This is a genomic window from Mesorhizobium sp. M0276 (assembly GCF_040321755.1).
Taxonomy (GTDB): domain Bacteria; phylum Pseudomonadota; class Alphaproteobacteria; order Rhizobiales; family Rhizobiaceae; genus Mesorhizobium.
In genome coordinates this window covers 1-20,791 of record NZ_JAMYSC010000063.1, presented here as the reverse complement: position 1 = coordinate 20,791, position 20,791 = coordinate 1, and the positions used below count along the sequence as shown (strand labels likewise).

The 20,791-nt window shown below is 63.7% G+C and carries 23 protein-coding genes; 13 read left to right on the top strand and 10 right to left on the bottom strand.

Annotated elements, in window-relative coordinates:
* The first annotated feature begins 70 nt into the window (after positions 1 to 70).
* Positions 71 to 775 carry a DNA polymerase III subunit epsilon gene (gene dnaQ, locus NKJ01_RS30975; protein WP_023763024.1) on the top strand — a complete coding sequence of 235 codons (705 nt, stop codon included), beginning with the start codon at positions 71 to 73 and terminating at the stop codon, positions 773 to 775.
* A gap of 285 nt (positions 776 to 1,060) precedes the next feature.
* On the opposite strand, the gene secB is transcribed toward dnaQ, so the two are convergent.
* Positions 1,061 to 1,561 carry a protein-export chaperone SecB gene (gene secB / locus NKJ01_RS30970; protein ID WP_023763101.1) on the bottom strand — a complete coding sequence of 167 codons (501 nt, stop codon included), beginning with the start codon at positions 1,559 to 1,561 and terminating at the stop codon, positions 1,061 to 1,063.
* Positions 1,562 to 1,692: 131 nt separating this feature from the next.
* The gene (locus NKJ01_RS30965) at positions 1,693 to 2,193 is read right to left on the bottom strand and encodes an FxsA family protein (protein ID WP_023763100.1); all 501 of its coding nucleotides are present in this window, start codon (positions 2,191 to 2,193) and stop codon (positions 1,693 to 1,695) included.
* A gap of 211 nt (positions 2,194 to 2,404) precedes the next feature.
* Here NKJ01_RS30965 and NKJ01_RS30960 point away from each other — a divergent pair, with 211 nt between their 5' ends.
* The 4 genes from NKJ01_RS30960 to NKJ01_RS30945 are packed head-to-tail and all read left to right on the top strand — an operon-like array spanning position 2,405 to position 5,150.
* Positions 2,405 to 3,112, top strand: coding sequence for a Tim44/TimA family putative adaptor protein (locus tag NKJ01_RS30960; RefSeq protein WP_352733986.1), 708 nt, complete (start codon positions 2,405 to 2,407; stop codon positions 3,110 to 3,112).
* A gap of 21 nt (positions 3,113 to 3,133) precedes the next feature.
* Positions 3,134 to 4,258, top strand: a complete 1,125-nt coding sequence (gene mltA / locus NKJ01_RS30955) for a murein transglycosylase A (protein ID WP_352733984.1) — start codon at positions 3,134 to 3,136, stop codon at positions 4,256 to 4,258.
* The gene (locus NKJ01_RS30950; RefSeq protein ID WP_023763097.1) at positions 4,255 to 4,785 is read left to right on the top strand and encodes a Smr/MutS family protein; all 531 of its coding nucleotides are present in this window, start codon (positions 4,255 to 4,257) and stop codon (positions 4,783 to 4,785) included. The genes mltA and NKJ01_RS30950 overlap by 4 nt, the downstream gene beginning before the upstream one ends.
* Positions 4,782 to 5,150, top strand: a complete 369-nt coding sequence (locus NKJ01_RS30945; RefSeq protein ID WP_352605888.1) for a helix-turn-helix domain-containing protein — start codon at positions 4,782 to 4,784, stop codon at positions 5,148 to 5,150. Before NKJ01_RS30950 ends, NKJ01_RS30945 begins: the two co-directional genes overlap by 4 nt.
* 86 nt (positions 5,151 to 5,236) lie before the next feature.
* Here NKJ01_RS30945 and NKJ01_RS30940 read toward each other — a convergent pair whose 3' ends face one another.
* The 4 genes from NKJ01_RS30940 to NKJ01_RS30925 form a co-directional block, all read right to left on the bottom strand.
* Complete coding sequence (locus tag NKJ01_RS30940) at positions 5,237 to 5,473, bottom strand: hypothetical protein (protein WP_023763095.1); 237 nt, start codon at positions 5,471 to 5,473, stop codon at positions 5,237 to 5,239.
* Between the two features lie 381 nt (positions 5,474 to 5,854).
* On the bottom strand, positions 5,855 to 6,472 hold the full coding sequence (locus NKJ01_RS30935; protein ID WP_031261456.1) for a transglutaminase-like cysteine peptidase: 618 nt from the start codon (positions 6,470 to 6,472) through the stop codon (positions 5,855 to 5,857).
* A gap of 255 nt (positions 6,473 to 6,727) precedes the next feature.
* Complete coding sequence (locus tag NKJ01_RS30930; RefSeq protein ID WP_352733981.1) at positions 6,728 to 8,005, bottom strand: polyhydroxyalkanoate depolymerase; 1,278 nt, start codon at positions 8,003 to 8,005, stop codon at positions 6,728 to 6,730.
* A 232-nt stretch (positions 8,006 to 8,237) separates the two neighbouring features.
* On the bottom strand, positions 8,238 to 8,597 hold the full coding sequence (locus NKJ01_RS30925) for a septal ring lytic transglycosylase RlpA family protein (RefSeq protein WP_352733979.1): 360 nt from the start codon (positions 8,595 to 8,597) through the stop codon (positions 8,238 to 8,240).
* A 310-nt stretch (positions 8,598 to 8,907) separates the two neighbouring features.
* Here NKJ01_RS30925 and NKJ01_RS30920 point away from each other — a divergent pair, with 310 nt between their 5' ends.
* Positions 8,908 to 9,093: a hypothetical protein gene (locus NKJ01_RS30920; RefSeq protein ID WP_352733977.1), complete on the top strand. Its 186-nt coding sequence runs from the start codon at positions 8,908 to 8,910 to the stop codon at positions 9,091 to 9,093.
* Positions 9,094 to 9,327: 234 nt separating this feature from the next.
* On the opposite strand, the gene NKJ01_RS30915 is transcribed toward NKJ01_RS30920, so the two are convergent.
* From NKJ01_RS30915 to tauA, 4 genes are all read right to left on the bottom strand, one after another.
* Entirely contained in the window at positions 9,328 to 9,513 is a 186-nt protein-coding gene (locus NKJ01_RS30915; RefSeq protein WP_023763090.1) for a hypothetical protein, read from the bottom strand.
* 27 nt (positions 9,514 to 9,540) lie between these two features.
* Positions 9,541 to 10,401 (bottom strand): ABC transporter permease subunit, encoded by an 861-nt coding sequence (locus tag NKJ01_RS30910; RefSeq protein WP_023763089.1) that lies wholly within the window; start codon positions 10,399 to 10,401, stop codon positions 9,541 to 9,543.
* A complete protein-coding gene (locus tag NKJ01_RS30905; protein ID WP_352733972.1) occupies positions 10,398 to 11,189 on the bottom strand; it encodes a taurine ABC transporter ATP-binding protein in 792 nt (263 codons plus the stop codon). The genes NKJ01_RS30910 and NKJ01_RS30905 overlap by 4 nt, the downstream gene beginning before the upstream one ends.
* A gap of 124 nt (positions 11,190 to 11,313) precedes the next feature.
* Complete coding sequence (tauA, locus tag NKJ01_RS30900) at positions 11,314 to 12,327, bottom strand: taurine ABC transporter substrate-binding protein (RefSeq protein WP_352733970.1); 1,014 nt, start codon at positions 12,325 to 12,327, stop codon at positions 11,314 to 11,316.
* Positions 12,328 to 12,626: 299 nt separating this feature from the next.
* Here tauA and NKJ01_RS30895 point away from each other — a divergent pair, with 299 nt between their 5' ends.
* The 7 genes from NKJ01_RS30895 (at position 12,627) to NKJ01_RS30865 (ending at position 20,646) form a co-directional block, all read left to right on the top strand.
* Positions 12,627 to 12,866: a hypothetical protein gene (locus NKJ01_RS30895; RefSeq protein ID WP_023763086.1), complete on the top strand. Its 240-nt coding sequence runs from the start codon at positions 12,627 to 12,629 to the stop codon at positions 12,864 to 12,866.
* 147 nt (positions 12,867 to 13,013) lie between these two features.
* A complete protein-coding gene (locus NKJ01_RS30890; protein ID WP_023763085.1) occupies positions 13,014 to 13,487 on the top strand; it encodes an RrF2 family transcriptional regulator in 474 nt (157 codons plus the stop codon).
* 31 nt (positions 13,488 to 13,518) lie between these two features.
* A complete protein-coding gene (locus tag NKJ01_RS30885) occupies positions 13,519 to 14,853 on the top strand; it encodes an FAD/NAD(P)-binding protein (protein ID WP_352733967.1) in 1,335 nt (444 codons plus the stop codon).
* A gap of 322 nt (positions 14,854 to 15,175) precedes the next feature.
* Entirely contained in the window at positions 15,176 to 16,597 is a 1,422-nt protein-coding gene (locus NKJ01_RS30880) for a pyridoxal-phosphate dependent enzyme (protein WP_352605904.1), read from the top strand.
* The gene (locus NKJ01_RS30875) at positions 16,594 to 17,799 is read left to right on the top strand and encodes a trans-sulfuration enzyme family protein (protein WP_352733965.1); all 1,206 of its coding nucleotides are present in this window, start codon (positions 16,594 to 16,596) and stop codon (positions 17,797 to 17,799) included. The genes NKJ01_RS30880 and NKJ01_RS30875 overlap by 4 nt, the downstream gene beginning before the upstream one ends.
* A gap of 303 nt (positions 17,800 to 18,102) precedes the next feature.
* Positions 18,103 to 19,074, top strand: coding sequence for a GlxA family transcriptional regulator (locus NKJ01_RS30870; RefSeq protein ID WP_352733963.1), 972 nt, complete (start codon positions 18,103 to 18,105; stop codon positions 19,072 to 19,074).
* 267 nt (positions 19,075 to 19,341) lie between these two features.
* Entirely contained in the window at positions 19,342 to 20,646 is a 1,305-nt protein-coding gene (locus NKJ01_RS30865; protein WP_352733961.1) for a M24 family metallopeptidase, read from the top strand.
* Positions 20,647 to 20,791: the final 145 nt, after the last annotated feature.

Genomic DNA, 20,791 nt, shown 5'->3' with positions numbered 1-20,791 from the left:
ACCGCGTCAGCATACCCATTGCCATTTTGTTCCGGTCTCACGATTCTGCTCCTTTGGAGCGACTGATTCGATGCGTGAGATTATTTTCGACACCGAAACCACCGGCCTCGATTCGCGCGACGACCGCGTGATCGAGCTTGGCGGCGTCGAGCTGGTCAACCGCTTTCCGACCGGAAAGACCTTCCACCACTATATCAACCCGCAAGGACGTGCGATCCACGCCGAGGCGCAGGCCGTGCACGGCATCAGCGCCGCGGACCTCGCGGGCAAGCCGACCTTCGCTGAGATTGCGCAGGAATGGCTGGACTTCACCGAAGGCGCCAAGCTGGTCGCCCACAACGCCACCTTCGATGTCGGCTTCCTCAATGTCGAATTCGGCCGTCTCGGTCATCCCCTCATCGACAACGGTGTTGTCGTCGACACGCTGGCGCTGGCGCGCCGCAAGCACCCGATGGGCCCCAATTCGCTCGACGCGCTCTGCCGGCGCTATGGCATCGACAACACGAAGCGTACCAAGCACGGCGCCCTGCTCGATTCCGAATTGCTGGCCGAGGTCTATATCGAGCTGATCGGCGGCAAGCAGGCAGCCCTCATCCTCGACAGCGCCACCGCGCCGGCGCAAGGCCGCGAGAATGTCCGCCAGATCGAGATCATCATCAGCCAGCGCCCGGCATCCTTGCCGCTCCGCCTGACCGAAGCCGAGCGCGCCGCGCACGCCGGCATGGTCGCGACGTTGGGCGAGAAGGCGCTGTGGCTGAAGGTTGCGGCTGGCTAAGCAAGACGGGACCAATGCCGTTCGCGGCGATCCTTCACACCCCCCTCTGTCCTGCCGGACATCTCCCCCGCAAGGGGGGAGATCGGATGTCGCTTCTGCTTTCGCCAATCATTGACGTTGTAAAGTGAGCACCGATGCTGAAGCTGCCAATCTCCCCCCTTGCGGGGGAGATGTCCGGCAGGACAGAGGGGGGTGCTGTCCCTCCGACGCCTCGGTTGTCCCGCCAGCCTTCAACAAAAAACCCGGCGCGAGGCCGGGCTTTTCACAATCGGTGGCAGGCAGGCCTCAGCTCACCTTGACCTTGGAAGCGGCCTGATCCTCGGCCAGCTTCTGCTGGAACATCTGCGCGAAGTCGATCGGGTCGAGCATCAGCGGCGGGAAGCCGCCATTGCGGGTTGCCTCGGCGATGATCTGGCGAGCGAAGGGGAACAGGAGGCGCGGGCATTCGATGAACAGGATCGGCAGCATGTGTTCCTGAGGGAAGCCTGCGATGGCGAACACGCCGCCATAGACCAGCTCGACATTGAACAGGACTTCCTGGTCGAAGGAGGCCTTGGCGTTCAGCGTCAAATTGACGTCGAACTGCTTGTCGGAGAGCGGGTTGGCGTTGACGTTGACGTTGATGGCGATGCCGGGCGCCTTGTCGCGGCCGCGCAGCGAATTCGGCGCGCCGGGGCTCTCGAAGGAAAGGTCCTTCACATACTGCGCCAGAACGTTGAGCGACGGCTGCGCCGCATTGCCGTTTCCGTTGGCTGCGCCGACCGGCGCGTCATCTTTGCTGGCCATAAGCCTTCGTCCTCTTGCCTGGGCAGCGTCGCTGACCGAATTGAAATCGGGCGTTCGCTACCATGGCAGGGATGACAAGACAAGGTTTGCCGCCTTGCTTCTCCGTTCCGGGGATGGCGCCAGGGGCGGCTTCAATCGTCCTTGAGGCGGCGCCAGGGCGAGTTGTGGTCCGGTCCGCGCTTGAAGTCGTCTTCGCGCGAATAATCGCCATCCTCGAGGTCGATGGTCTTGTCGCGCTGCCGGCCGCGGAAACCGCCGGTCGAGAAACTGGTGGCCAGCACGACGCGGCCTTTCAACGCGCGCCAGGCGAGATCGCGGACCGGCGGCAGGAACAGCAGCAGGCCGATAATGTCCGTGATGAAGCCGGGGATGATCAACAGGATCGCCGCCAGCACGATCATGGCGCCATGCGCGAGTTGCCGGCTCGGATCGCGGCCGGCGTCCATTTCGGCGCGGATACGCGTCATGACGCCGAAACCCTGATGCCTGAGCAGCAGCGCGCCGGCAATGCTCGACGCCAGCACCAGGCCGACCGTCGCCAAAGCGCCGACCTGGCGACCGACGACGACGAAGCCGGCGATTTCCAGCAGCGGAAGCGCCAGGACAAAAAGCGGAAGGAATGAAATGCGCAAGTCTTGGCAACCTTTTAGATCGTTTTGACCGTTCGATTGTTTCGGCGGCGAGCAATCGCCGCTGGCACTGAGGCCGTTAGATAGGTATGCCTGCCTTTGATTTGAATGATTGCGCCTTGCGTTCTATATGCTTTGAATGTTGAACGCTATGCGACCGCGGCCATTGGGCCTGACGGTCCGGCCACAGGGCAGGGATTGATTGGCGGAAGATATGGGTTTCTTCGACTTCGGCACGATTTTCTTCCTGATTGCGGCGGTGGTCATCTTTTTCCAGCTGCGCAATGTGCTGGGCCGTCGCACCGGCAGCGAACGGCCGCCCTTCGATCCCTATACGGCGGCCCGCAGCGGCGACAAGGATGCCGCCCAGAAATCCGAGAACGTCGTCTCGCTGCCGCGCAGGCGTCTGCCGGGCGAGCCCGCGGGCGACACCTATGCGGCGATCGACGCCTTTGCCAAGCCCGACACCGACTTGAACAAAGGTCTGCGCTCCATCAAGGACAACGACCCGTCCTTCGAGCCGAAGAGTTTCGTCGACGGCGCCAAGATGGCCTATGAGATGATCGTCATGGCCTATGCCGACGGCGACCGCAAAACGCTGAAGAACCTGTTGTCGCGCGAGGTCTTTGACGGCTTTGTCTCTGCCATCGGCGAGCGCGAGGCCAAGGCGGAAAAGATCCAGTCGTCTTTCGTCGGGATCGACAAGGCCGACATCGTCTCGGCCGAGATGAAGGGCGGCGAGGCGCATGTGACGCTGCGCATCATCAGCGAATTGATTTCGGCGACTCGCGACAAGGCGGGCGCCGTCATCGACGGCGACCCGGAAACCGTGGCCGAGGTCAAGGACGTCTGGACCTTCGCTCGCGACACCCGCTCGCGCGATCCCAACTGGAAGCTCGTCGCCACCGAGGAAGAAGACTAGGGAACACGCGGCGAGGCTCCGGTGTCGCTAGCGCCACTCTTTGTCGGAAAATCTTTTGCCGATCTCCCGGGCTGGAACGATGACGACCATCTGGCGGCCTTCGCCGCCTTTCGCCGCTCGGCCTTTCACGTCCTGACCAAACCGTATCGCAGCGGTGCGCTCGGCATCAATTTTGATGCCTTCACCAATGCCTACGCCGAGGCTCGCACCATTTCGCCGGCGAATCGGTCGCCATTTCTGGATCGAAAGGAAGCCCGGGCTTTCTTCGAGCGCCATTTCTTGCCCATGCATATCCCCGCCCAGAACGGTGGCGCCGGCCTCGTCACCGGCTTTTACGAGCCCGTGGTCGAAGCGTCGCCGGTGCGAACCCGGCGATTTTCGGTGCCATTGCTCAGCCGTCCGGCCGATCTCGTCGATATCGACGACAGCAACCGGCCGCCCGGACTGGATTCCTACCTCGCCTTCGCCCGCCGGACGCCGGACGGGCCGGTCGAGTATTTCGATCGCGGCGAGATCGAGCGCGGGGCGCTTGACGGCAGGGGCCTGGAAATCGCCTGGCTGGCCGGCAAGGTCGACGCCTTCTTCATTCATGTGCAAGGCGCGGCCCGACTGAACATGACCGACGGCCGGCTTGTCCGCGTCACCTATGCCGCCAAATCCGGCCAGCGCTTCACCGGACCCGGCAAGCTATTGAGCGAACTGGGAGAAATCCCGCCGGCGGAGGTGACGATGCAGTCGATCCGCGCCTGGTTCAGGGCGCATCCGGGTCGCGTCGACGAGATCCTGTGGCGGAACCGCTCCTACATCTTCTTCCGCGAGGCCGATGTCGATGACGCTGCCCTTGGTCCGATTGCCGCTGCCAAGGTGCCGCTGACGCCGGGACGATCGATTGCCGTCGACCGCCTGCTGCACACTTTCGGCACGCCGTTCTATGTCGACGCACCGTCGCTCACGGCGTTCGACGCAAGACCGTTCCGGCGCCTGATGATCGCGCAGGACACCGGTTCGGCAATCACCGGGCCCGCGCGCGGTGACCTGTTCGCCGGTTCGGGCGATGCGGCCGGCGAAATCGCGGGCGTGGTGCGCAATGCGGCGGATTTTTATGCGCTGGTGCCGCGCGCGCTCGTTTCGGGGTCGAATCGATGATCCGCCGGCCGGACAAACTCAGCGAAGACGACCGCGTTCTGTGGAACCTGGTGGCGAGGACGGCCAAACCGCTGAAGGGCAGGATCGCCGTAGACATTCCCGACATTGCCACTGAGGCCAGGCCGACACTGGCGCAAGCGGCGCCGGCCGCTGCCAATCCGCCCGGCGCGGCAAAGCCGAAGACCCAGCATGTCGCGCATGCGCTCGACGAGCCGACGCTGGACAAGCTGTCGAAGGGCCGGCTGCCGATCGAGGGCCGCGTCGATCTGCACGGCCTGACCCAGGACGAGGCCTATTCGCTGCTGTTTTCGTTCCTGCACCGGGCGCATGCCGGCGGCATCCGCTATGTCCTGGTGATCACCGGCAAGGGATCATCCTCCGGCGGCGACGGCGTGTTGCGGCGCGCCGTGCCGGCCTGGCTGTCGACGCCTGCTTTCCGCCCGCTGGTCTCCAGCCACGACCACGCCGCCCGCAACCATGGCGGTTCGGGCGCGCTTTATATCCGACTGCGGAGGGCGCGTTCATGACCCCGTTCGGCGAGAAGCTACGGGCGCTGAGAAGCGAACGCGGCGTCAGCCAGAAGGACATGGCGGCGGCGATCGGCGTCAGCGCCGCCTATCTGTCGGCGCTCGAGCATGGCAGGCGCGGTGCACCGACCTGGACGCTGATCCAGAAGATCATCGGCTATTTCAACGTCATCTGGGACGACGCCGAGGAGCTGGCGCGGCTGGCCGAAGCCTCGCATCCGCGCGTGAAGCTCGATACATCCGGTCTTTCCCCCGCCGCCACCGAACTGGCCAATCTGCTGGCCGAGAACATCGAGAAAATCGACGAAGCGGAGCTTCGCCGCATCACCGCATCGATCCGCGCGGCGCTGGGCCGGCGGGTGTGACCTGTTTCAGCCGGATCTTGCGACGGGCGTCGGCCTGATCGCAAAGAGTGCCCGCCGGCGAACCGCCAGCGGGCAACTGTCTGAGATCATTTCTTGCCGGCCGTGCCGCCATTGTTTCCCCGGCCACCTTTGTCGTGATGCTCGTGGTTACCTTTTTCGCCGCCTAGGCAGTCCGATGTGCCGATGCCGCAACAGCGGCCGCTCCACAGGTTATTGAGTTTGCTGTTGGCGCAGCCTGGAATGGTCTGATCGGCCAAAGCGGATCCGGCCAGGCCCGACACGGCGATGGCGGCGAGAAAGGTGTTGCGCAGAAAGGCAGTCATTTGAAGTCTCCATGGTTGGGTTCGGTTCACGGCTGTGTGTCGTCGGCCGGGACGGAATGGTTCACGGAGGGATGTGATAATTTGCTTGGCGGTCCCCCTCGCGTTCGTCATCCACGGGCGGAGCGGGAGCGAAGCGGACGCGCAGACCCCTGGAGCTGCTCCGCAGCCCAAGGGACATGCCGCGAGTTACGAGCGCCGCGGCAGTGCGGAACCTTGCTCATACAGGTGGTTGGGAAGGATCGCTACGGAACAGAGCCTTTATTCTACGCGGCTTGTTCTTCATCGGCCTCACGGCATGTATCCTAGGGTCTGCGTCGCTTCGCTTCGCTCCTTGCTTCGCCCTAGGATGACGAAGCGGGGAGGCTGCGTCACGACTGTCGGCTACTGGACCGCGCCGACAAGCACCTGCTGGCCACCGCGGATCGAGACCCAGCGGCCGGTGTTGTCGATCGCCTGCCGTTTGAGGAAGCGGTAACCGGTCGCGTCCCATGGCTTGACCTTGTCGGTCAGATTGTCGAGCACGTAGTCGCCCATGTCGGTGCGCACCGTCAGCACCGCGTGGCCCTCGCCGTCGGGCTTGCGCACGACGGTGATCAGCAGATCGGCAAGCGAGATGCTCATGCGCGAAAGCTGGCGCCGCTTCTCCAGCACGTAGTCTTCGCAATCGCCGACGCCCTTGTCAGGATAGGCCCAGACCTCGTCCTTGCCGTAAATGTCCATGTCGCTCATCGGCTTGACGGCAGCGTTGACCCTGGCGGTGACGTTGAGAAGCTTGCGCATCAGCCCGTCGGTCATCGGGGCCGGCGCGAGATCGGTCGGGTGGATCGAGCATTCGCTCGGATGCAGCTTGCAGAAATCATAGTGGCCGATCGGCTGCGAGGTGAGGCCCCCGGTCGCCATCGCTCCGGCCGCCAAAGCCGGTGCCATCCAGCATCCCGTTACTGCCAGACCGGCCGCCGCGTACACGCGCAGCCTTCGCGCCACTGATGAGGAAATCATTGTCCCCGCTCACCCTTTGTTATTAACGAAAGGTTAAGGGGGATTTACAGTCCATGTCAATTACGACGACGGTCGGATTGTCGGCATGGTTACCCGAGGGGCTGGACGGCGGCACTTGTGCAACAGAATCGCCTGCGGTTTTTGCCCGCCGAATCGCCCGAATGGTCGCCTCCAAGCCTTGTTTTATGTATGTCGTGGCCCAAAACCACTGCGACCTCGGGTCACGCCCATGGGCATGCCTTTGTGCGACATGGATTATCTTTTGGCGGTACGAACCAGCTTCGGCTTCGCCGCAACGCGGTTCTGGCGGCCATAGCTGGTGATGAAGTCGACGATGCGCGGCACGATTTCGGAGCGGAAGCGCGAGCCGTTGAACACGCCGTAATGGCCGACCGCCGGCTGCATATAGTGGGCATGCCGTTCAGCGGGGATGTTGGGGCACAAATCATGCGCCGCCTTGGTCTGGCCAAGGCCGGAAATATCATCGTTCTCGCCCTCGACAGTGAACAGCGCGACATTGCGGATATCAGACGGGTCGATCCTGGTGCCGCGATGCGTCATCTCGCCCTTGGGCAAGGCCTGTCGCACGAAGACGGTGTCGACGGTCTGCAGGTAGAACTCCGCCGTCAGGTCCATGACTGCCAGATATTCGTCGTAGAAGTCGCGGTGCTTCTCGGCGTTGTCGCCGTCATGCTTCACCAGGTGCATGAAGAAGTCCTTGTGGGCGATGATGTGGCGGTCGAGATTCATGCTCATGAAGCCGGACAGCTGCAGGAAGCCCGGATAGACCTCGCGGCCGAAGGCCGGCACCGGCCAAGGCGCGGTCATTATGACATTGTCACGGAACCAGTCGATGCCCTTTTCCTGCGCCAGCAGATTGACCGCGGTCGGATTGCGGCGGGTGTCGATCGGCCCGCCCATCAGGGTCATCGTCGAGGGAACAAAAGGATCGCCCTTGGTTTCCATCAGCGCCACGGCGGCCAGCACCGGCACTGAGGGCTGGCAAACCGCCATCACATGCGTGTCGGGGCCCAGCGCATGCAGCATGTCGATGATGTAGTCGATATAATCGTCGAGATCGAAGCTGCCGTCGGCCAGCGGCACCATGCGGGCATCGACCCAGTCGGTGATGTGCACGTCGGCATGGGGTAGCATGGCTTCCACCGTGCCGCGCAGCAGTGTCGCATAGTGGCCCGACATCGGCGCCACGATAAGAAGCTTTGGATCGGGCTTGCGCCCGGCGGGAACGGAGCGTTCGAAGCGAACGAGATTGCAGAACGGCCGAGACCAGACCGTCTTCTCGCTAACATCGACGCTCTTCCAGTCGACCACGGTCCGATCCAGGCCGAAGGTCGGCTTGCCGTAGCGACGCGTGGTGCGCTCGAACAATTCGGCGGTCGCCGCGACCGAACGGCCCCAGGACGTGTGGGAAAACGGATTGAGCGGATTGGTGTAGAGCAGGCGCACCGCATCGGCATAGAGGCGCGCCGGCTGCATGGCGGCGTGGTTCATTTCATAGAGCTGGTAGAACATCGAGAACCCCGCTGCTGCTGCGACCGAAGGAACGACGAGCAGCGCCGAGCCTTAAATGTCCCGTGGCGAAGTTAACAACTAATTGCTGCGATGCAATACGTCACGTGGCGTGATGAATGCTTCTTTGGTTCAAGGCTTTGAAAATCGGCCCTGAACGGCGCGAGCCGGCTCAGTGTGCGGCTGCGAAGACGCCGGTATCAGCGGGTCCGATCCGAGTCGGACCCGAGCCTGATCAGACGCGCGCCATGCACACGGCGGTATGACCGGAGCCGATGAAGCCAAGTTCGCCGGCCGCACCCTTCGACAGGTCGAGCACGCGACCTCTGATGAACGGTCCGCGATCGTTGATGCGCACGATGACGCTGCGGCCGTTGTTCTTGTTGGTGACCCTGAGCTTGGTGCCGAAGGGCAAAGTGCGGTGCGCGGCGGTCATTGCCGACGGGTTCATCCGCTCTCCCGAGGCGGTCTTCGAGTGCAGGGCGTACCAGGAGGCGCGGCCGCACTGTGCCGCGGCGGTTGCCGAAGACGCGCCGACCAACAGGCCAGCAACGATCGTTACCGCGACAAGCGCGGTCTGTTTCGAGTTCTTCATATTTGGGGGATGGCTCCGTTTCTCACAGACCCCAGCCGTTAGGAGCCAAATAAGGCAGGAAATGCGGCAATCATCTGTCGGTTCCGTGGCGAGATCACACGTTTGGAGTCGCTGGGTAACAGTCTGTCAGGGATTTTCCGGCGCGAGATGATCAATTCCTGATGATGTACGTGCCAGTATCCGGGATTTGTTTGACAAGATCGAATATAAATATCCAAGTAGAAGTTGAAGCGATCGGGCCACTTCCTTTGGCTCTGTCATCGCGGCCGTAGCGGCGCATTCGATCGACTTCAAAAGGGAGATCCGGGCAATGAGACTAGCCAAAAATCTGCTGGCGTTGATTGTGCTTGCCATCGGCGCGCTGTGGGCACTGCAAGGCATCGGCGCAATCGGCGGCAGCTTCATGACCGGCCAATCGCAATGGCTCTATGTCGGCCTCGTCACCATGCTGGTCGGGCTGGTGGGGCTGGTCTGGGCGAACCGGTCGCGGGGGTGAGCTGCAGAACCAGCGCTGGCGATCTGTGGCGCCCCCCTCTGTCCTGCCGGACATCTCCCCCTCTAGTGGGGAGATTGGCCGTCATCACTGCTTTCGCCAATCTCCATCATCGAAAGAAGGCAGCGAGGCTGAAGCTGCTAATCTCCCCCCTTGAGGGGGAGATGCCCGGCAGGGCAGAGGGGGGCGCGAAGGGTCGCCGCTCATCTCCATCGCTTGCGTTGGTGCCCCGCCCCCTCACTGCGACCAGTATTGCCAGGCCCAGTAAAAACTCTCGTCGCGCGGCGGCAGCCGGTCGGGCTCGGCATCCCAGCGCACAGGCGCTGGCGACCTGGGTTCATTTTCAAGCGACGGTTTGTCCCCGGTCAAGGCGAGAAGCCGGTTGCGGACCTGGGCGAACAGCACGATGGTGGAATGCGTCATCACTCTCTCCTGCTCTTCCGGTTCCAGTCACTCCCGTCCCGCCCACGGGACAAGCACGCGCTCGATCCTGCGGATGGTGAATTCGAGCACGAAGGCGATGGCCGCGATCACCAATATGCCCATCACCACCACGTCGGTGACGAGGAACTGGGCGGCAGACTGGATCATGAAGCCGAGGCCGCGCGTCGCCGCGACCAGTTCGGCGGCGACCAGCGTCGACCAGCCGGCGCCTAGCGCGATGCGCAGTCCGGTCAGGATCGCGGGCAGCGCGCTGGGCAGGATGACGTGGCGGACCGCCTGTCCTCGTGTCGCGCCAAGCGAGCGCGCCGCGTTGATGCGCTCCTGCGAGACGCCGCGAACGCCCGAGGCGGTCGACAGCGCGATAGGTGCCAGCATAGCGATGGCGATGACCAGGATCTTCGACGGCTCGCCAATGCCGAACCAGATGATGACCAGCGGCAGATAGGCAAGCGGCGGGATCGGCCGCAGGAATTCCAGCAGCGGATCGAAGATGCCGCGCCCAATGGTACTGATGCCGATGGCGAGACCAACCGGCACGCCGACGACAATGGCGGCGACCAGCGCGGCAAAGACCCGACCCAGGCTGGCGACGACATGCTGGAGCAGCGTTGCATCGACGAAGCCGTCGCGGGCGACGACGATGAACTTGTTCCATACGGCCACGGGCGACGGCAGGAACACAGGCGATACCAGTTGCAGGCGGGCCGACAGCGCCCACACCGCCAGCACCACCAGGATGGTCACAGCGCTGACCGCGCGGGCGGAAATGCCATGGCGCTTCGGCCTTGGCCGCGACCACGGCACCGAAAGGCCGTCGGCCTCGTCGATCTTGTGTGCCGGCCGTTCCGTGTAGGAAGAAACGGTCATGCCGCCTCTCCTTCGAAGATCGCATCGGTCAGTTCGCCTCGAGCCGCGGCAAAAGCCGGATCGGCCTTGATGGTGCGAATGGTTTCGCCAGACGCGTAGCGCCTGGAGAAACCGGGCTCGAAGCTCCGCACCACGCGGCCCGGCCCGGGCGCGAGCACGACGATGCGGGTGGCGAGCACCAGCGCTTCCTCGATGCCGTGCGTCACCATCAGCACGCCGACATCGCTTGCCGTCCACAGATCGAGCAGCGTCGTCTGCATGCGTTCGCGCGTCAGCGCATCGAGGGAGCCGAGCGGTTCGTCGAGCAGCAGGAATTCAGGTTCGGCGGCCAAGGCGCGCGCCAGGCCGACGCGCTGGCGCATGCCGCCGGAAAGCTCCCAGATGTGCTTGTCGCCGGCATCGGTAAGCTTCACCAGCTCAAGCAATTCATCAGCGCGGCGCGCCCGTTCGGCTGGCCTGATGCCACGCAGCCGCAGCGCGAAGGCAACGTTTTCGCGCGCGGTCAGCCACGGAAACAGCGCATCGTTCTGGAACACCACCGCCCGGTCCGAGCCCGGTGCTGTGATCGGCTTGCCGTTGATGGTAGCACGCCCACGCGCCGGCGCGACAAGGCCGGCGGCGACATTGAGCAACGAGGTCTTGCCGCAGCCGGAGCGGCCGACAAGCACGACGAAGTCGCCCTTGGCGACATCGATCGAAACCCGCTCGACGGCAGGTGCTGCCTGGCCGTCATAGTGGATCGAGACCTTGTCCAGTGCGAGATGGGGGTCGAGCACGAGATGCGGCATGGCTGCCTCGCAGATTTGAAGGAAACTCAACTGCCCCGGAGCCGCTCCTCGTCGGCGGTTCCGGGGCAGTCAGCGCGCGGAGTCAGGGAAGAGGATCCGCGCGCGTTCGTTTGGCGTCAGGCGCTCAGTTCGAGGCCAGCGCTTCGGTGACGTATTTCGACGACACGTATTTCGAATAGTCCGGCAGCACGGCGTCGATCTTGCCTTGCTCCTTGAGGAAGGCAGACGCGGCTTCGATCGCCTTGACCGTTCCGCCGCCGAGGAATTTGTCCGAAGCCTGCTCTTCCAGCGTCGGGAAGACATAGCCCTTGAGCAACTGCGGCACCTCTTCCAGCTTGGCGCCGGTGAGCTTGGCGATCGCGGCCGCCTGCGGCGACGACACCGACCAGGCGTCCGGCTTGGCGAGGAATTCGGCATAGGCCGCACCCGTCACCTTGACGAAGTCGCGCACGGCCTCGGGGTTCTTTGCGGCAAAGTCGGTGCGCACAATCCAGGCGTCGAAGGTCGGCGCGCCCCAGGCCGCGACCTGCGAGGAATCCAGTACCACCTTGCCGCTGGTCTTGATCTGGCCGAGCGCCGGATCCCAGACATAGGCCGCGTCGATGTCGCCGCGCGAAAAGGCCGCCGCGATTTCCGGTGGCCTGAGATTGAGGATCTCGACCGACTTCGGATCGACGCCCTCATGCTTCAGCGCCGCGAGCAGGCTGTAATGCGTCGTCGAGACGAACGGCACGGCGACTTTCTTGCCGGCAAGGTCGGCGACCTTCTCGATGCCGGCGCCGTTGCGCGCCACCAGCGCCTCGGATTGCCCGATCAGGCCGACGACGAAGATGGTCTGGATAGGCAGCTCGCGGCTTGCCGCCGCCGCCAGGGGGCTCGAGCCGACATAGCCGATATCGACTGAGCCGGATGCGACCGCGGCGATGACATCGGCGCCGGAATCGAACTTGCGCCAGTCGATGGTGGCCCTGGTCGCCTTTTCATAGGCGCCGTCGGCCTGCGGCACCTTCGAGGGTTCAACCACTGTCTGATAGCCGATGGTGATCTTGAGGTCGTCGGCAAGGGTCGGGCCGAGGAAGGCGGCACCGGCAAGTGCTGCCGACGAGAGCAGAACAATGCGTCGCGAAATGGTGGACATGAAGGGCTCCTGAAAAGAGAAAAACCGGAATGCCCCATGATAGTCAGCTAATTCTATCGTTGTTGTAGAGTTAAATCCTTCCAACCAAGGCGGGCTTGTTAGAAAAAAGTTGTCGGTGACGCGATGGCGAGGCGGATAGGGCGGCTGCCGCGGGCAAACATCAGGCGTCGCGACAGGGCGAACCTTTTTAATGCCGGCGGGACAGCCTCTCAATTCTGCGCCGCCGATCACGAACCTAAATTCCCCCATCAATCCACATCAGGCAAATCCATACCCCAAACAGCCACGGATTCGAAAACATGTTCCGCGAGTTCGAGGCTAAGTATAGTATTCTTATCGACATGAGAGGGTTGGATTCGGCGATGAGCGACCACCACGTCACCATGATCGTCAGCGGTGTGAATCGACTTTCGCCGTCGCGTCAGCCGATGCCGACCACATCCGGCCCTGGAGGACCATTTGCTATCCCGCTGCTCTCAAAGGGCATTTTTGTGCTTTCGAGGGCACAAAGTAAGGCTAAAACGGCCGCAGCGGCTTGAAAACGAAGCAAAATCAACATTTCTCGGCTTGTACATCATGTCACTAGAATTTATGTGTCATGGCAGTCTGGACGCGGCGGGGACGCGTGCCGGGCGTTGCGCAACCGACGGTTCCATGCCGTCGCATGACAGAGAAATTTTGATTTCATGCTCACCAAAAAGGGTAAGTACGGCCTCAAGGCGCTCGTCCACCTCGCGCGATTGCCGGCCGGACAGCTCGCCTTCGTCAACGACATCGCCACCGGCAACAACATCCCGAAGAAGTTTCTCGACGCCATCCTGGGCGAGCTGCGCAATGCCGGCTTCGTCCAGAGTCGCAAGGGCAAGGATGGCGGCTACCGCCTGGCGCGCCCCGCCGACGAGATCAAGGTCGGCCATGTCGTGCGCGTCCTTGATGGGCCGTTGGCGCCTATTCCTTGCGCCAGCCGCACCCAGTACCAGCGCTGTGAAGATTGCAACGAGGCGACATGCCAAGTCCGACATCTGATGCTCGAGGTCCGGCAGGCGATCGCCGAGGTGCTCGATCAGCGCAGCCTCGCCGAAATGCGCGACATCGCCCTCGACGACCTTCCGGTCGCGAGCGAAGTGGACCTGGCAGTCGGCGTGAAGGTCCAGGCCTGACACTGGCGCCGCGCACATTGCGGGCATGCTTATGACCGGGCGCGCCAACTCGATCATCATCGTCGGCGGCGGCGCCAGTGGCGTCGTGCTGGCCGCGCATCTGCTGAAATCGCCTAATCCCGACCTGCGCGTCACGCTGATCGAAAAGCGCCCGCATTTCGGCCAGGGCATCGCCTATTCGACGCTGCTGTCGGCGCATGTGCTCAATGTCAGCGCCGCCGGCATGAGCGCCTATGCCGACGATCCCGGCAATTTCTGGCGCTGGCTGCTGGAGCGCGGCCTGGCAAGACCGGACCAGGCGCCGGTCTACGCGCCGCGCAGCATCTATGCCCGTTATCTCGGCGAGTTGCTCGACGATCTGGAGGCGCGCGAAAAGCAGAGCGGCCGCCTGCGTCTGATCCACGAGGAAAGCCTGTCGATCACGCCCACCGCTTCCGGTGTCGAGGTCGCGCTGGCCAATGGCACCAGCGTCGTTGCGCATCTGGCCGTGCTGGCCACCGGCCATGACGAGGAGCCGGCGCAAGGACATGCCATCAGGATGGGCTCGGAACCCGATACCGCACTTGCCCCCGACAGGAGCGTCATGGTGCTTGGCACCGGCCTCAGCATGGTCGACGCGTTCCTGGCGCTGGAGCAGCGCGGCCACCGCGGCGACATCATCGCGGTGTCCAGGCGCGGCCTGCTGCCCTCGCCGCATCGCAAGGGCAATCCGATCAAGCTCGACGTTGCCGACATTCCGCTCGGCACCCAATTGTCCTACTTCGTCGGCTGGTTCCGCGACCTGATCAGGGAAAACCAGAAGGCCGGGATCGACTGGCGCGACGTCGTCGACGGCCTGCGGCCGTTCAACCAGAAGATCTGGCAGAACTGGCCGGCTTCCGCCAAGCGCCGCTTTGTCGAGCATACCAAGGCCTGGTGGGACATCCATCGCCATCGCATGGCGCCCGAGGTCTATGCGCAGGTGACGCAGGCCGTGCAATCCGGCCGCATCCGCCTGGTCGCCGGCCGCGTCGTGGACATCGCCAAGAATGGCGAATTCACCGTCCAGATCCAGTCGCGCCACACCCAGCGCCTCGAGGCGTTCGAGGTCGCCCGCCTCTACGATTGCTCTGGTATCGTCAGGGACATCTCGACCTCGTCGAACAGCGTCGTGCGCTCGCTGGTCGATCGCGGCCTGGCACGGCCTGACCCGCTGCGCATCGGCCTTGACGTGTCGGCCAATTGCGAGATCATCGCCGGCGACGGCAGCGTGTCCGACAAGATCCTCGCCGTCGGCCCGCTGACCCGCGGAACCTTCTTCGAGATCGACGCCATTCCGGATATCCGCGTCCAGTGTGCGAGGCTGAGCAAGCAGCTGTTGGGCTGAGATCGGCGCTCTACGGCGCCCCCCTCTGTCCTGCCGGACATCTCCCCCTCAAGTGGGGAGATCGGCAGTTTCAACGCCTCGCCCGCTCCAACGTCAAATATTGGCGAAAGCCGTGGTGACAGCCAATCTCCCCACTTGAGGGGGAGATGGCCGGCAGGCCAGAGGGGGGCGTGCCCCACTAACCATGCCACAACCCGGAATTTCATTCCGCATCTGGCGGGTTGATTGGCACGATCTATCTTCTTTCCGAGAGCAAAGGGCTGGAAAAGAGGACACGCTACCGCTCTGCCCCGAGGCGGTCGCTTGGTCATGGAGCATCGATATGAGCGAGCACAAGATCGCCGCAGCCGACGCGTTGTCGCGCCTGCGTCCGCCCTATAAGTCGGTTCTCGACTTGATCGGCCAGACGCCGGTTGTCGAACTGACCAAGTTCGACACCGGCAAATGCCGGCTGTTCATCAAGCTCGAAAGCCAGAATCCCGGCGGCTCGATCAAGGACCGCATCGCGCTGTCGATGATCGCCGCCGCCGAGAGAGAGGGCAAGCTCCGGCGCGGCGGTACCATCGTCGAGGCGACCGCCGGCAATACCGGCCTCGGCCTTGCCCAGGTCGGCATCCCCAAAGGCTACCGCATCGTGCTGGTGGTGCCCGACAAGATGTCGCGCGAGAAAATCCAGCATCTGCGCGCGCTCGGCGCCGAGGTGCGCATGACGCGCTCGGATGTCGGCAAGGGGCATCCCGAATATTATCAGGACATGGCCGAGAAGATCGCGGCGGAAGTGCCCGGCGCCTTCTATGCCAACCAGTTCGCCAACCCGGCCAACCCGCTGGCGCATGAAACCACCACCGGCCCGGAGATTTTTTCGCAGCTCGATGGCGACGTCGACGCGGTGGTGGTCGGCGTCGGCTCGGGCGGCACGCTGACCGGGCTCGGCCGCTACTTCGCCGAGGTCTCGCCGAAGACCGAGATGGTGCTGGCCGATCCGGTAGGCTCTGTGCTGGCGCCGCTGATCAAAACCGGCAAGATGGAAGCGGCCGGCAGCTGGACCGTGGAAGGCATCGGCGAGGATTTCGTCCCGCCCAATGCCGATTTGTCGCTGGTGAAAAAGGCGTACTCCATTCCCGACAAGCAGAGCATGCTGGCCGTTCGCGACCTCCTGTCCAAGGAAGGCATCCTGGCCGGCTCATCCTCAGGCACGCTGCTGTCGGCGGCCCTGCGCTATTGCCGCGAGCAGACCTCTGCCAAGCGGGTCGTCACCTTCGTCTGCGACAGCGGCAACAAATATTTGTCGAAAGTGTTCGACGATTTCTGGCTGGCCGAGCAGGGCCTGGCCGAGCACGAGCAGCATGGCGATCTGCGCGACCTGGTGATGCGCTCGCACCGCACCGGCGACACCGTCTATGTCGGCCCGGACGAAAGCCTGCTCAACGCCTATGGCCGCATGCGTCGCTCCGATGTGTCGCAGCTACCGGTGCTCGACAATGGCAAGCTCGTCGGCATCGTCGACGAAAGTGACATCCTTGCCAAGGTCGACGGCCCCTATGACGGCCGCTGGGAGCGCTTCAACGGTCCGGTGCGCACGGCGATGACCTCCAATTTGCACACGCTGCAGGCCAGCCAGACGCTGGATGCGCTGTTGCCGGTATTCGACCGCAACGAGGTCGCCATCATCTTCGACGGCGACGAGTTCATCGGCCTGATAACCCGCATCGACCTGATCAACCATCTGAGGCGCGCACGATGACCAGCAGCATATCCGGCCCATCTTCAGCGGGCCCATCTTCATCGGGCAAGAACCGCCTCGCCTTTTCGACGCGCACCATCCATGGCGGCCAGAGCCACGATCCGCTGACCGGCGCGGTGATGGTGCCGATCTATGCCACCTCGACCTATGGCCAGCAGTCGCCCGGCGTTCACAAGGGCTTCGAATATGCCCGCAGCCAGAACCCGACGCGCTTTGCCTTCGAGCGGGCCGTGGCCGATCTCGAAAGCGGCTCGGCCGCCTTCGCCTTTGCTTCGGGACTGGCGGCGATCGCCACCGTGTTGGAGCTGCTCGATTCCGGCGCCCATATCGTCGCCACCGACGACATCTATGGTGGCTCCTTCCGCCTGATGGAGCGGGTGCGCAAACGCTCGGCCAATCTGCAGGTCAGCTTCGTCGATTTCACCGACCTCGCCGCGGTGGAAGCCGCGATCCGCCCCGAAACAAGAATGCTCTGGGTCGAGACGCCGACCAACCCGCTGCTGCGCATCGTCGATCTCGAAGGTGTCGCCGCCCTTGCCAAACGCAAGGGGGTTCTCACGGTCGCCGACAACACGTTTTGCAGCCCCTATATTCAGCGGCCGCTCGAACTCGGCATCGACATCGTGGTCCACTCTACGACGAAATATCTCAACGGCCATTCCGACATGGTCGGCGGCGTCGCCGTCGTCGGCGACAACAAGGATTTGGCCACCCAGCTGAAATTCCTGCAGAACGCCATCGGCGCCATTTCAGGCCCGTTCGACAGCTTTCTGGCGCTGCGCGGCCTGAAGACGCTGGCGCTCAGGATGGAGCGCCATTCCTCGAACGGCCTCAAGATCGCGCAATGGCTGGAAGCGCGCCGCGACGTGCGCCGCGTCATCTATCCCGGCCTCGCCAGCCACCCGCAGCATGAGATCGCTGTCAGGCAGATGCATGCCTTCGGCGGCATGATATCAGCCGTGCTGGATCGCGACCTCGCCGGCACCAAAAGGTTCCTCGAACGCACGCAACTGTTCACCCTGGCCGAAAGCCTCGGCGGGGTGGAGAGCCTGATCGAGCACCCGGCGCTGATGACGCACGGCTCGATCCCCGCCGAGAAGCGCGACGAGATCGGCATTTCGGATTCGCTGGTGCGGCTGTCGGCGGGCATCGAGGATGGCGATGATCTGATCGCGGATCTGGATCAGGCGCTCAGGGGTTAGCGGCCTGATGTCGCGGCGAGGAAGATGCTACGGCGCAGGGTAAACTTGTTTCTGTAGCGATCCTTCACACCCCCTCTGTCCAGCCGGACATCTCCCCCTAACGTTGCAAGACGAGCGGCGACATTGAAACTGCCAATCTCCCTCCTTGCGGGGGAGATGGCCGGCAGGCCAGAGGGGGGTGCTGGCCCGCCGACATTTGACAGACCTCTTCGCAGCGGCGGCAGTCAAAGCAAACGGCGCTTCCGGCATCGTTCGCCAATTGCCGTTGACCCCGACCCGCATCTGCCCGAAGTGTAGCGCCCCATGGCCACGCACGCTCCACCCAAACCGACCGAAACACCCCTCACCTTCGCCGTGCTGGTCTTCCCCGGCTTTCCGATGATGGCGTTCAGCTCGGTCATCGAGCCGCTGCGCGCCGCCAATGTGCTGGCGAAGCGGCAGTGCTATCGCTGGATCATCGTCGGGGCCACCCAAGGCCCGGTCGAGGCTTCGAACGGCGTCGTCATCCAGCCCGGTTTTTATGCCGAGGACGCGCCCAAGGTCGACCGCATCGTCGTCTGCTCGGGCGGCGATGCCGATCACCTCGTCGCCGAGGACGCCGCGAGCTGGATCCGCAAGAGCCTGCGCAACGGCGCCCATATCGGCGCGGTGGCGGATGCGGCATTCTTCCTGGCGCGGGCCGGCCTGCTCGACGGCCACGCCTGCACGCTTCACTGGACCAGCCAGGCCGCCTTCACCGAGGCATTTCCCAACATCGAGCTCCGGCGCGACCTCTACGTCATCGACCGCAAGCGTTTTACCTCGGCCGGCGGCGTCGGCAGCCTCGACATGATGCTGGAGATCATCACCCGCGACTACGGCGCCGAACTTGCCGCTGGTGTCGCCGAATGGTTCGTGCACAGCCAGCTGCGATCCAGCATCGACCGCAAGATGATGCCGCTGCGGCTGCGCACCGGCGTCCGCAACGAGTTGGTGCTGTCGGCCATCGCCATCATGGAGGACGCGGTCGAAGAGCGGCTCGGCATGGCCGAGCTGACCGCGAAGCTCGGCGTCTCCTCCGACAAGCTCGAGCGCAGCTTTCGCTCCGAACTCGCCATTTCGCCCAATGGCTACTACCGGCGCTTGCGGCTGAAGCGCGCCGCCGACCTCCTGGCGCACTCGACGCTCGCCGTACGCGACGTGGCGCTGGCCTGCGGCTTTGCCTCGATGTCGAGCTTTGCCCGGGCTTTTCGGGAGGAGCACGGGCACCCGCCGAAATTGGCGAGAAGGCATTAGGGGTGGCGCTTTATGAGGGTAGACCCCCTCATCCGGCCCTTCGGGCCACCTTCTCCCCGCTGGGGAGAAGAGACTGGCGCCGACGCTGCAAGTCTCCTCTCCCCTCGGGGAGAGGTCAGCCGAGCGAAGCGGAGGCTGGGTGAGGGGGCAACGCCATAGGTTGCAGGCTCCTGCGGCATCCCGCACAACACACGCGGTTTTCCGCACAATCCCCTTGCCCCTCTTGCCTCATGGTCAACCCTCGCAACTCAGCCAAGGTCGTACCCCATGAGCATCGTCGTATTCGACCCCGACAGCACCGAGGACGTGGACTTCAAGGACCGCATGCGCCACCCGGCGGCGGCCGATCCAGCCGGCGGCATGTGGCTGTCGGACACCGAACCGTCCTTCATCGATGCCGATGCTTTGCGAAAAGGCCGGCTGGCCAAGCTGCGCGGCTGGATGCGCGAGGCCGGCTATGGCGGCGTGGTGCTGTTCGATCCTTACAACCAGCGCTACGCCACCGGCTCGCGCAACATGTTCGGCTATTTCCTGCGCAATTCGACCCGCTATTTCTTCATCCCCACCGACGGGCCGATCGTGCTGTTCGAATACCCGCAGAGCTACCATGTCTCGATGGTGCTCGACACGATCGACGAGGCGCGCCCTTCCAAGCTCGTGTGGTCGTCGGTGTCGGGCCGCGACGACGAGACCGCCGGCCCGTTCGCCGACGAGATTGCCGAGCTCCTGAGGCAGCATGGCGGCGGCTCGATGAAGCTCGGCCTCGACCGCTGCAGCCATCTGCAGGCGCTGGCCCTGGAAAAGCGCGGCTGCGAGGTCCGCGATTGCCAGGGCGAAATCCTGGCGGTGCGCGCCGTCAAGACGCCTGAGGAAGTCAAATGCCTGCAGGTGTCGATGGCCGGTGCCGAGGCCGCCGTCTATGCGGTGCGCGAGGCAATCAAGCCCGGCGTCTCCGAAAACGATTTGTTCGCCATCATGTATGGCGAGGTCATCCGCCAGGGCGGCGAGTTCATCGAGACCCGGCTGCTGACCTCCGGCCAGCGCACCAACCCGTGGTTCAACGAGGCCAGCGGCCGCAAGATCCGGCCCGGCGAGTTGCTGGCGCTCGATACCGACACGATCGGCTGCTACGGCTATTATTCCGATTTTTCCCGCACCTTCCGCTGCGGGCCGGGCAAGCCGACGCCCTACCAGAAGTCGCTCTACCGCATGGCGCACGACCAGGTTCAGCACAACATTTCGATCGTCAAACCCGGCATGGCGTTCCGCGAAATCGCCGAGAAAGCCTGGAAGATCCCGGACCGTTTCGTCGACCAGCGCTACACCTCGGTCATGCACGGCGTCGGCATGCATGGCGAAACACCGTTCATCGCGCATGCCATGGACTACGAAACCTATGGCCGCGACGGCCATATCGTGCCAGGCATGGTGGTGAGCGTGGAAAGCTACATCGGCGAGAAGGGCGGCCGCGAGGGCGTCAAGTTGGAGGATGAGATCCTGATCACCGACACCGGTACAGAGCTTCTGTCGCGCTTCCCGTATGAGGACGAGTTTCTGGAGACGCAGGTTTGATACGCGCAACCGATGAGCGCCTCGTTACCTGGCGCCCCCCTCTGTCCTGCCGGACATCTCCCCCACAAGGGCAGGGGAATCGCACATGAGTACAAAGGGACTCTTGTGTGGTGTGCGGAAATCGATTCTGAAAGGACCTCTGGAT